Origin of the sequence: Caloramator sp. (genome assembly GCF_020054765.1) — a bacterium.
GTDB classification, from domain to species: Bacteria; Bacillota; Clostridia; order Clostridiales; family Caloramatoraceae; genus Thermobrachium; species Thermobrachium proteoclasticum.
On sequence record NZ_JAIHAO010000003.1, the window covers coordinates 106,634 to 117,853 of the forward strand.

General features: G+C 31.1%; 11 protein-coding genes. All 11 read left to right on the forward strand.

Features of this window, described 5'->3' with window-relative positions; all coding sequences use genetic code 11:
- Positions 1 to 2 precede the first annotated feature (2 nt).
- The 11 genes from JG776_RS02135 to JG776_RS02185 all read left to right on the forward strand — a co-directional run bounded on the left by JG776_RS02135 (position 3) and on the right by JG776_RS02185 (position 11,106).
- Positions 3 to 1,328, forward strand: coding sequence for a PTS transporter subunit EIIC (locus JG776_RS02135; RefSeq protein ID WP_291964235.1), 1,326 nt, complete (start codon positions 3 to 5; stop codon positions 1,326 to 1,328).
- A 199-nt stretch (positions 1,329 to 1,527) separates the two neighbouring features.
- Positions 1,528 to 1,836 (forward strand): PTS lactose/cellobiose transporter subunit IIA, encoded by a 309-nt coding sequence (locus tag JG776_RS02140; RefSeq protein ID WP_027308112.1) that lies wholly within the window; start codon positions 1,528 to 1,530, stop codon positions 1,834 to 1,836.
- 16 nt (positions 1,837 to 1,852) lie between these two features.
- A complete protein-coding gene (locus tag JG776_RS02145; RefSeq protein ID WP_291964239.1) occupies positions 1,853 to 2,149 on the forward strand; it encodes a hypothetical protein in 297 nt (98 codons plus the stop codon).
- A 22-nt stretch (positions 2,150 to 2,171) separates the two neighbouring features.
- Positions 2,172 to 4,823, forward strand: a complete 2,652-nt coding sequence (locus JG776_RS02150) for a sigma 54-interacting transcriptional regulator (protein ID WP_291964241.1) — start codon at positions 2,172 to 2,174, stop codon at positions 4,821 to 4,823.
- A gap of 15 nt (positions 4,824 to 4,838) precedes the next feature.
- Complete coding sequence (locus JG776_RS02155) at positions 4,839 to 5,768, forward strand: N-acetylglucosamine kinase (protein ID WP_291964243.1); 930 nt, start codon at positions 4,839 to 4,841, stop codon at positions 5,766 to 5,768.
- Entirely contained in the window at positions 5,761 to 6,927 is a 1,167-nt protein-coding gene (anmK, locus tag JG776_RS02160; protein ID WP_291964244.1) for an anhydro-N-acetylmuramic acid kinase AnmK, read from the forward strand. Before JG776_RS02155 ends, anmK begins: the two co-directional genes overlap by 8 nt.
- A complete protein-coding gene (locus JG776_RS02165; RefSeq protein ID WP_291964246.1) occupies positions 6,924 to 8,006 on the forward strand; it encodes a DUF871 domain-containing protein in 1,083 nt (360 codons plus the stop codon). Before anmK ends, JG776_RS02165 begins: the two co-directional genes overlap by 4 nt.
- A gap of 17 nt (positions 8,007 to 8,023) precedes the next feature.
- On the forward strand, positions 8,024 to 8,947 hold the full coding sequence (gene murQ, locus JG776_RS02170; protein ID WP_291964248.1) for an N-acetylmuramic acid 6-phosphate etherase: 924 nt from the start codon (positions 8,024 to 8,026) through the stop codon (positions 8,945 to 8,947).
- A complete protein-coding gene (gene nagA / locus JG776_RS02175; protein WP_291964249.1) occupies positions 8,944 to 10,080 on the forward strand; it encodes an N-acetylglucosamine-6-phosphate deacetylase in 1,137 nt (378 codons plus the stop codon). The genes murQ and nagA overlap by 4 nt, the downstream gene beginning before the upstream one ends.
- Before the next feature lie 16 nt (positions 10,081 to 10,096).
- Complete coding sequence (gene nagB, locus JG776_RS02180; protein ID WP_291964252.1) at positions 10,097 to 10,831, forward strand: glucosamine-6-phosphate deaminase; 735 nt, start codon at positions 10,097 to 10,099, stop codon at positions 10,829 to 10,831.
- A 14-nt stretch (positions 10,832 to 10,845) separates the two neighbouring features.
- Positions 10,846 to 11,106 carry an HPr family phosphocarrier protein gene (locus JG776_RS02185; RefSeq protein ID WP_291964254.1) on the forward strand — a complete coding sequence of 87 codons (261 nt, stop codon included), beginning with the start codon at positions 10,846 to 10,848 and terminating at the stop codon, positions 11,104 to 11,106.
- Positions 11,107 to 11,220: the final 114 nt, after the last annotated feature.

Genomic DNA, 11,220 nt, shown 5'->3' on the forward strand with positions numbered 1-11,220 from the left:
GAATGGAAAAGTTTTTGAAATGGATTGAAGAAAAGTTTATGCCTCCTATGGCAAGACTGGCAGAACAAAGACATTTAAGAGCAATAAGAGACGGTATTATCTCAACATTATCATTAATTATAGTTGGTAGCTTTTTCTTGATTATTGCATTTCCACCAGTTAAATCTTGGGCAGATGCTGTTGCACCTAATGTGGGAAAAATACTTATACCATTTAGAATGACAATGGGACTTATGGCTCTATACGCGGCATATGGTATGGGATATAGCTTAGCAAAGTCATATAAATTAGACGGAGTATCAGGTGGAGTTCTTTCCTTAGCAGCATTTTTGATGATGACTATTCCAGTGAATGTTGATGGTGTTTTAAAGAAGGCAGCAGAAGCAGGTATACAAGGTGCAAATCCAATAGGCTGGGCACTACCTATGGGTAATTTAGGTGGAGCTGGTATGTTTGCAGCGATTATTGCTATGATATTTGCAGTTGAAGTTTTAAGAATTTTAAAGAAATACAATGTTACATTAAAAATGCCAGAACAAGTTCCAGAGTCAGTTTCAAGATCCTTTGAAGCATTAATACCAGCAGCAGTTATTATTGTTGTACTATGGTTTATAAGAGTATGGTTAAATTTTGATATACAAAAATTTATAATGGATATTTTTGCACCAGTAAAGGGTGTGGCTGGTAACTCAATTTGGGGTGTACTTGTTCCAATTTTCCTTATCACATTATTGTGGTCAGCAGGTATTCACGGAGCGTCAGTTATAGGTTCAGTACTTAGACCAATTTGGTTAGTTTTATTAGAAGAAAATGCAGCAGCACTTGCAGCTGGACAACCACTTCCAAACATTGCACCAGAGCAATTCTTCCAATGGCTTGTATGGATTGGAGGTGCAGGAGCGACTTTAGGACTTTCAATTTTACTATGCTTCTCAAAATCTGAATACCTAAAGAAGGTTGGTAGATTCTCAATTATACCAGCAATATTTAATATCAATGAACCAATGATGTTTGGTGTGCCATTAGTAATGAACCCAATCCTTGCAATACCATTTATAGTTGCACCACTTGTAATAGGTATAATTTCTTACATTGCTGTATCAATAGGTATGGTTGGAAGATTTGCAATAAATGCACCTTGGACACTTCCAGCACCAATTGGAGCATATTTTGCAACAAATGGTAGTATATCAGCTGTTATTTTAGTAATAATAAACATTTTAATTTCAATGGTAATTTATTATCCATTCTTTAAGGTATATGAAAAGAAAATGATTGAGGAAGAAAAGGCTCAAATTGCAGCTACTGAATCTACTTTAAATATGTAAAACTTAAGCACCAGGGTTTGACCCTGGTGCATATATAAAAAATATTAGAGAAATGTTTAGCATAACTCTAATATTTACCAATAAAGTTAGATTGGTAAATAAATTAAATTTTATATTCAATTCATACAACAAATCTTATAGAAAAATTTAATTTAAAATTAATGACTCAATTTTAAAATCGCAGATTGGAGGGTTTTTTATGGAAAATGAAATCTTTGAAATAATATCACATGGAGGAAATGCCAGAGCATATGCCTTTGAAGCTGTTAAAAAGGCCCAAGAGGGAAATATTAAAGAGGCTGAAGAATTACTTGTAAAGGCTCAAGAGGAATTAGATATTGCTCACAATACTCAGACAAAACTTATTCAGGCTGAAATAAATGGTGAAAATCTACAGATGAATTTACTTATGGTTCATGCACAAGACCATTTAATGACTGCTATTTCAGAAAAAAATTTAATAGAACAAATCGTAAACTTGTGTAAAAAATTAGAAGAGAAAAAGTAGTATGGAGGAGATATAGATGCCTTCAAAACTGTTTTATATAATTTTTTTCATAGTTTTAATTGTAGGCTCAGTTAAAGTTACTAATTATTTGATGAAAAAATTAAAATTGAATAGATGGATTATAGGTTTTTCAGCATTTTTAGTATTGATAGTCCCAAGCTTTTTATTCAATAAAATTAATCCCGTTATCTGGAACATTTTGTTGATTGTATCTTCTGTATTGTGTATTATGTTTTTTGAGATTACAAGACAAATGTTAGAAAAGGATGAATACAAAGGGCTTGTAAAGATAGCAAATAAAAAAAATAAATAAATTTTTATAAGGCGGGATTAGTGTGAAATATAAAGAGGTATACGATGTCATTAAGGAAGAATGTAGAAAACAAAAAAAGCAAACAGGGAAGGTAATTGGGGTAACTGCACAGGAAATAGCTCAAATAATGAATATGCAAAGAAGTAATGTAGTAAGAGAATTTAGTAGACTTGTTAATGAAGGAAGTATTAAAAAATCATCAGGAAGGCCAGTAAGATACTTTGTAAGTGAAGAAAAATTAACAAAAGAAGAAGTTGATAAAAGCCTTTCTGTGTTTGATACCATTATTGGAAATAATGGAAGTTTAAAAAATCAGATTTCGTTAGCAAAGGCTGCTATTGTTTATCCACCAAAGGGATTGCATACTTTAATAGTTGGAGAAACTGGAGTTGGAAAATCATATTTTGCAAAGATAATGTTTAAATATGCTGTAGAGTCAAAGATGATAAATGATAGTAGTAAATTTGCAGTTTTTAACTGTGCAGACTATGCAAATAATCCACAGCTTCTTATATCCTATTTATTTGGTGTAAAAAAAGGTGCATATACAGGAGCAACAGAGGACAGAGATGGAATAATTGAAAAAGCAAGAGATGGTATTTTGTTTCTTGATGAAGTTCATAGACTTTCACCAGATGGGCAGGAGATGCTTTTCACATTAATAGATGAAGGAAGATATGTTAAATTAGGCTCAACTCAGGAGATACCTATAAATGTAATGATAATTGCGGCTACAACAGAAAATATAGAATCAACTCTTCTTAAAACATTTGTAAGAAGAATACCAGTTATTATTTCACTTCCTCCTTTAAGAGAAAGACCAATTGAAGAGAGATTTGAGTTAATAAAAAATTTCTTTGAAGAAGAATCAAAAAGGATAAATAGAAAAATAGAAGTGGAACAGGATGCAATTACTGCACTATTAAATTATGATTGCTTAAATAATATAGGTGAACTTAAAAGTGATATACAAATTGCTTGTGCAAAGGCCTATATAAGAAGTATGTTTGGTGGAGATGTTTTAAATGTTACACTTGATGATTTTAACGAAAAGGTAAAAGTAGGTTTACTTGTTGCAAGAAAAATAAATATGAGAAAATTAAAAATAAAAACAAATGGAATATCAAAAGACTTTATTGAGGATGATAAATATACTCTATCACATAATATTTATGAGTTTATGGAAAAAAGAACTGTGTATTTTAAATCTAAGGGATTAGAAACAAATGAAATAAAAAAAATTGTTTCAAATGAAGTCGAACAATATATAAATAAATATTTAAAAAATATCAATTTAAGAAATGAAGATGAAGAAGTTAAAAGATTAATAAATAATGATTTATTTGAATTTATAAAATCATTTATACCTTTAGCAGAGTATAAGTTAAAGAGAAAAATTTCAAAAAATACATTCTTAGGATTAGTCATACATATCGATACATTTTTAAACAGAGTTAAATTGAATAAAATGATTGAGAATCCAAAATTAGAAGAAATACGAGAAAAATATCCACAAGAGTTTAAGATTGCAATGACTCTTGCTGAAAAGTTAGAGGAAAAGTTTAATGTTAGAGTTCCATTAGATGAAATAGGTTTTATTGCAATGTTTTTTGCAGCAGAAATAAAGGAAAATAGTGGTAAGGTATTAGTTTTAGTAGCAATGCATGGAAGTAGCACAGCCTCGTCAATGGTTGAGGTAGTAAATCATTTATTAAATACTAATCATGCATTAGCTTTTGATATGCCACTTTCAATGAAGCCAGAGGATGCACTAAAAAAAATTCAAGAAATAATAAAAGAGAAAAATGAAGGAAAAGGTGCATTACTCTTAGTTGATATGGGTTCATTGAGATATTTTGATAAAATGATTTCTAATAATACAGGAATAGATGTAGAATGTGTAGATATGGTTACTACACTTATGGCAATTAAAGCGACAAGAATGGCTTTAATGAATGCAAGTTTGAGTGATATAGTAAGTTCACTTAAGGCCGAAGAAAAAGAAATAGTTGAAGCAGAAAAAATATTTAATGTAAAAAATAAACCCATCATAATTTCAGCATGTACAACAGGGGAAGGAACTGCACAAAAAATTAAGGATTTAATCTATCGAAATTTTGATAGGACTAAATATGATGTAGTTAACTTAGCTATAAAAGATAGAAGAGAATTTCTAAAGGCAATAAATGCACTTAGAAAAAATTCTGAAATTGAAGCGATTGTTAGTCCGTTTAAAATAGAAATTGAAGGTATAAAGTATATTTCACTTGATTCACTATTTGAGCAGTATTACAAAGGGTATATTAATTATACAACTTCAAATGAAGAGTTTAAAAGAAATTTAACTATAGTTTTTAAGGAGTATTTGCAAATTGATGAGTCAGGTGATTTGGTAGATTATATTGTAAATATGTTTGATAATTTACTTAAGACTTTTAAGATTCATATTGATGAGGATAAGTTAAATGGTATTATTATACATTTAGGTTCTTTGATTGAAAAGTTAATTAACAAAGAGGAAACAGTGAAATGTGAAAATATAGAATTAATAAAAAATAAGTATATTGAAATCTATGACTATGTAAAAGAGAACCTATGTTTTATAGAAAGAAAATTTAGTATTAATTTTTCAGATGATGATTTGTGTAATATTTTAGAAATGATATTAAACTAAGAGGCTGGTGATAGTTTGCATTATATCATAGGTGTAGATGGAGGAGGAACTAAAACTGAAGCAGTAGCCTTTAGTATGAATGGAGATGTTATTTTTAAAAATGTCACAGGTTTTGGAAATGTGTTGGTTGATGAAACAAAGGCATTAGAGAATATAATAGAAGCAATTGATGGCTGTATAAAGGGTGTATATGAAAAAAATAGAGAGATTAGATGCATATTTATATGTGCAGGTTTAGCAGGAGTTGAAGTGGGAAATTATAGCATTATTATTAAACAAAAAATAGAAGATTATTTTAAAGTAAGGACAAAAGTAGTAAATGATGCAGTTATAGCACACGCGTCTTTATTAAAAGGGGAAGATGGAATAATTACTGTTTCAGGTACAGGTTCTATAAGTATAGGCAAAAGAGAAAATGAAATTGTAAGGGCCGGAGGATGGGGACATATTTTAGGTGATGAAGGAAGTGGATATCACATAGCACTAAAGGCTTTAAAAAAAGCAGTCAACGAATATGATATGGGATGTAAAGAGAGCCCTTTAACATTAAATATAATGAAAAAATTAAATATTAAAAGGGTAGAAGAGATCAAAGACTTTGTTTATAAGTCTGATAAGGCAAGTATTGCTTCATTAGTACCAGTTATAGTAGAAAGCAGTTGTTATGACCTATACGCTAAACAGATATTAATTGATGCTGCTAATGAATTATCAGAAATAACATATATGGTTGCAAAGAAACTAAATATGTTTAATAACGTAAAGATTGGAATTAAAGGTAGTGTCTTAACAAAAGTTGATATAGTTAGAGAAAATTTTGAAAAGTTTTTAAGTAGAAAATTAAAGAAAGTAGATTTAATAGATGAAGATGTTCCATCAACAAAGGGTGCATTTTATTTAGCTCTTTTGGAATATAGTAAATTGGCTGGTGATAGTAATGTTTAAATATGCTGTAGGACTTATGTCAGGGACATCATTAGATGGAATAGATGCAGCACTTGTTAAAATAAAAGGAAGTGGTGAGAATACAGAAGTTGAATTAATTGAATTTGTTAATTTAGATATGTCAGATTCTATAAAAAAAGAGATAAAAAGTTGCTGTAGAGTAGAGGAGTCTAATGTTAAATTAATATGTAGTTTAAATTTTAAATTAGGGTATATATTTGCAGATGCAGTAAAAGAGGTATGTAAAAGAGCAAATTTTCCTATAGAAAAATTAGATTTTATAGGTTCACACGGGCAAACTGTATATCATATACCAACAGACAAAGCAGAAAGTATAAAATCAACACTTCAGATTGGAGAACCAGCAGTTATATCCTATGAGACAGGAACAACAGTTGTTTCTAATTTTAGAGTTATGGATATGGCAGCAGGAGGACAAGGTGCACCACTTGTACCTTATGTAGACTACATATTATTTAAAGGGGATAGAAATAGAGCACTACAGAATATAGGTGGAATAGGTAATGTGACTGTAATACCTAAAAATTGTACAGTTGATGATATTCTTGCTTTTGATACTGGGCCAGGTAATATGATTATTGATGAAGTTGTACAGAGACTCAAGGGAGTAAAATATGATAAAGATGGATATTTTGCTTCACAGGGAATAATAATTGAAAGTATGTTAAGAGAACTTTTAGATATACCATATATACAAAAAGAACCTCCTAAAACTACAGGGAGAGAATTGTTTGGTAGCCAATTTGTTGATGAACTTTTAACTAAATGGAAAAATAAAAGAGATGTTGATATTATAGCTACGGTAACTGCTTTTACAGCACATTCAATATATGAAAACTATAAAAGGTTTATTTTTGATAAATACGATATTGACGAAGTAATCATAAGTGGTGGTGGAAGTTATAATAAAACTTTAATTGGTATGATTAAAAATTTATTGCCAAACTGCAAGGTTTTTATATTAGAGGATTTAGGATTTTCTTCAGATGCAAAAGAAGCAATTGCGTTTGCTATACTTGCAAATGAAACATTAAATGGAATATGTTCGAATGTAAGAGGGGCAACAGGAGCAAAACAAAGAGTTGTTTTAGGGAACATTACACCAAGTAAAAAATTTTTTAGGGGGAATAATATATGAAACAATTAGGAATTTCAATATATCCTGAAAAGGCCAGTTTACAGGAAAATATAGAGTATTTAAACTTAGCAGCAAAATATGGGTTTAATAGGGTTTTTACTTGCCTTTTATCTGTTAGTGGTGATAAAGAGAAAATAGTAAAGGATTTTAAGGAAATTATAAATGAAGCAAATAGATTAGGAATGAATGTAATAGCAGATGTAAGTCCAAGGGTTTTTGGAGAACTTGGAATAAGCTATAAGGATTTAAGCTTTTTTAAAGAACTTAATGTATATGGTATTAGACTTGATATGGGATTTAGTGGATTAGAAGAATCTCTTATGACTTTTAATCCTTACGGATTGAAGATTGAAATTAATATGAGCAATGGAACTAAGTACATTGAAAATATCTTAAGCTACAAGCCAAATTTAGAAAATCTAATTGCATGTCATAACTTTTATCCCCATAGATATACAGGTTTAAGCTATAGTCACTTTGTAAAGTGTAGTAAACAATTTAAAGAATTAGGTATAAGGACGGCTGCTTTTGTATCTTCAAACAATAGTACTTTTGGGCCTTGGCCTGTTAATGAAGGACTATGTACATTAGAAATGCATAGAAATTTACCAATAAAGGTTCAAGCAAAGCATTTATTTGCAACAGGATTAATTGATGATGTCATAATTGCAAACTGCTTTGCTTCTGAAGATGAGATGAGGCAACTAAGTAAAGTTGATAGGGATATTCTTAAATTTGAGGTAGAGCTTGTTAAGGATATACCTGAGGTAGAAAGAAAAATAGTTTTAGAAGAATTACACTTTAACCGTGGAGATGTGTCAGAATATATGATTAGATCTACACAGAGCAGAGTTAAATATAAGGGACACGAGTTTGTGCCATTTAATACACCAGATATTAAGAGAGGAGATATATTGATTGATACGTCACTATATGGACATTATGCTGGTGAGTTGCAAATAGCATTAAAGGATATGAAAAATTCAGGAAAGACAAATGTTGTAGGAAGAATTAAGGAAGAAGAGTTATTCTTATTAGACTATATAGAACCTTGGCAGAAATTTGGTTTTGAACTTTAATGTTAGGAGTGAATTCAATGGACAAAATAAACTTAGCAAATCTTACAACTGAATCAATAAATCCAAATACAAAGGATATAGATAGAGTAAGTACACTTGATATGGTTACTATGATTAATGAAGAGGATAAAAAGGTGGCATTTGCAATTGAAAAGGAGAAGGAAAGTATTGCTAAGGCAATTGATTTGATTGCAGAAAGGCTATTAGAGGGTGGAAGATTAATATATGTTGGTGCTGGTACAAGTGGAAGGCTTGGTATATTAGATGCTTCAGAGTGTCCCCCAACATTTGGTGTTGATTATGACTTGGTTCAGGGGGTTATAGCTGGAGGAAATACAGCAATGTTTAAAGCTGTTGAAGGTGCAGAGGATGATGAGGAACTTGGCAGAAAAGATATGATTGAAAAAAATTTAAATGGAAAGGATGTTGTTTGTGGGATTGCAGCATCGGGAAGAACTCCCTATGTTATTGGTGCAATGAAATATGCAAAGGAAATAGGTGCACTAACAATTGCAGTAAATATGAATAAAAAGAGTATTATGAATGAATATGCGGATGTTGCAATATCGGTTGAGGTTGGACCAGAAGTTATAATGGGATCAACAAGGATGAAGGCAGGAACAGCTCAAAAAATGATTTTAAATATGCTTTCAACCGGAACAATGATAAAACTTGGTAAAGTTTATCAAAATCTAATGGTGGATGTTCAGGCATCAAATAAAAAACTATATGAAAGGGCAAAAAGAATAGTTAAAATTGCAACAGGTGAAGACGATTTGGTGATAGAAACTATTTTAGATAAAACAGATTATAATGTAAAACTTAGCATACTTATGATAAAAACAGGGCTTACAAAGGAAGAGGCAAAAAGGCTTTTAGAAAAAAATAGAGGATATATTATAAAGGCATTAAAAGAATATGAAGAAGGGCTGATAAAATGAAGGCAATAATCAATGGGAAAATAATAACTGAAGGTGAAGTACTTAAGGGTAAAGCTTTGATTTTTGATGAAAAGATTGTTGATATTGTGGATGAGAAGGAAGTTGATATAAGTGATTGTGAAATAATAGATGCAAAGGGTAACTATGTATCACCAGGTTTTATTGACATACACATACACGGCTTAGGCGGAAGTGATACAATGGATGCAAGTTTTGAAGCACTTCAAAATATAAGTAAAACACTTGCAAAATGTGGAACTACAGCTTTTTTACCGACGACTATGACGATGTCAAGGGATAGCATATATATGGCACTTGAAAATATAAAAAGTAATAAAGATAAAGTAAAGGGAGCAAAGGTATTAGGAGCACATTTAGAAGGCCCCTTTATAAGCAAAAAATATAAAGGGGCACAGGATGATAAGTATATAATTCCTCCAAGCTATGATTTTATTATGGATTATATAGATGTAATAAAGATAATAACAGTTGCACCAGAAGTAGATGAGGAATTTAAATTTATAGATAGTACATCAAAAATTAAAGATATAGTTCTTTCTATGGGACACACAAGTGCAAACTATGAAGTTGCAGTTAATGCAATAAAAAAGGGAATAAGCCACTCAACGCATACCTTTAATGCAATGAGTCCCTTTAATCATAGAGAACCGGGTGCTGTTGGAGCTGTATTTAATACAGATATAACCTGTGAAGTTATTGCGGACCTTATCCACGTTCATCCTGAAGCTTTAAGGTTATTAATTAAAATAAAAGGAATTGACAAAGTGGTTTTAATAACAGATTCAATGAGGGCAGGATGTATGGAAGAAGGCATATATGATTTAGGAGGTCAGAAGGTTTTTGTAGATAAAACTTCTGCAAGGCTTGAGGATGGCACATTGGCAGGAAGCATTCTAACCTTAAACAGGGCTGTGTATAATGTTGTAAATAAATTGGGAATAAATATAGTTGATGCTGTTAGGATGGCATCTTTAAATCCAGCAAAGGTAATTAAAGAAGATAGTAGGATTGGTAGTATACAAAAAGGAAAGAATGCAGATATTATAATTTTCAATGAAGATATAGATGTTATGCTGACAATAGTAGAGGGAAAAATTGTATTTACAGCATAGCATAGGAGGGGTTTTTATGAGAATAATTGTTACAGAAAACTATGATGAATTAAGTAAAAAGGCAGCAGACATTGTTGCAAGCCAACTAATATTAAAGCCAAGAAGTGTAATAGGGTTTGCAACAGGAGGAACTCCTATTGGTATGTATAAGGAAATTGTAAAAATGTATCGTGAAGGAAAGTTTAGCTTTAAAGATGTAGTTACATTTAATTTAGATGAGTATTATGGACTTGATAGAGAAAATCCTCAGAGCTACTATTTTTATATGATGGAACACCTATTTAAGTATGTAGATATAGATAAAAATAATATCAACATTCCAGATGGAAGGGCAGAGGATATAGAAAAAGAATGTATAGAATATGAAGAAAAAATAGAAAAGGCTGGAGGAATTGACCTTCAGATTTTAGGAATAGGGAAAAATGGACACATTGGATTTAATGAACCGGATGTTAAGTTTGAGGCAAAAACACATCTTGTAAGGCTTGATGAGGATACAATAAAGGCAAATTCAAGATTTTTTAATTCAATAGAAGAGGTACCAACAAAAGCAATAAGTATGGGAATAAAGACAATAATGCATGCAAGAAAGATTGTTCTTTTAGCATCAGGAAAACAAAAGGCGGAGATAATTGAAAAGATGGTAAATGGTCCTATAACACCAGATGTACCTGCATCAATACTGCAGCTTCATCCTGATGTAACTTTAATTTTAGATAAAGAGGCGGCAAGCCAACTTAATATTAAATAAATGGAGGGTTCAAAATGGTTGAGGCAAAGGCAATAGTACAAAACAAAACAGGTCTTCACGCAAGACCAGCAACAATAGTTGTAACAGAATCTAAAAAGTTTAAGAGCAATATATTCTTCAAAAAAGGTGATAAGGAAGTTAATATAAAGAGTCTCTTAGGGCTTCTTAGCCTTGCAGTAAAGCAGGGAGATGAAATAGTAATTAAGGCAGATGGCGAGGACGAAAGAGAAGCAGTTGAGGTAATAAAAAATTTAGTTGAGAATATGAATGAGTAAAAGGTCAGGCTGTTGAAAAAAGTTATATATTGATTAGCCCCATGAAGGATTTCTTGGGCATCGATTCATTTCGCTAAGCAATTCTAAGCTTTTCTTTGTTTGAAAAAGTCCTAC